Source organism: Bradyrhizobium sp. SHOUNA76, assembly GCF_023006445.1.
GTDB lineage: Bacteria > Pseudomonadota > Alphaproteobacteria > Rhizobiales > Xanthobacteraceae > Bradyrhizobium.
On the sequence record NZ_JALBHA010001131.1, the window covers coordinates 1 to 517 of the forward strand.

At 66.7% G+C, this 517-nt stretch carries 1 protein-coding gene and 1 pseudogene; both read left to right on the top strand.

Annotated elements, in window-relative coordinates:
- Positions 1–109 (top strand): annotated as a pseudogene (locus tag MOV74_RS41115) (dihydrodipicolinate synthase family protein); the annotation flags it as partial.
- 212 nt (positions 110–321) lie between these two features.
- Positions 322–517, top strand: a 196-nt coding sequence (locus MOV74_RS40130) for a hypothetical protein (protein ID WP_246933100.1), incomplete at its 3' end; no start/stop codon positions are given.

Genomic DNA, 517 nt, shown 5'->3' on the forward strand with positions numbered 1-517 from the left:
GACCGGCGACGCCGCCAGGCTGCGCGTGCGTCCGCCGCTCCGCGCATCGTCGGACGGCGCCGCGTTCAAGCGGAAGCTCGACGACTTGACGGCTCCTGCCATCGCGTGAGCTGGCACGACATCGCGACACGCCGCGGCGGATTCGCGCACGACGTGTCGCATCCGGCGCGTCGGCAATTGAAAGTTGCCGTTCAGCGCCGATCCGTCCTTAGAACGATTCAATACTAGAGCGATTCAAGTCCGCCTGCGGTTCTCTTAACCTGCCGCGGCTGTTAGACGCGCGAGCTTCAATGCCGTGTCTGACCTGGAAGTGAATCGAACGTGCGTGCTCATCCGGATGGCCAACGCGTCAGCGGCCATCGTCTTCGCGCCGGCAAGCGCCGTGCAGGTTTTCTCATTGGAGCAGCCGTGCTGCTCGCCGAATCTCCCTCCAGCACGACGGCCGCGCAGGCCCAATCGGCCCTGCCGCCGGTGACGGTGGAAGCGCCGGCACAGCGGCCGAAACCGGCGCGCGCCT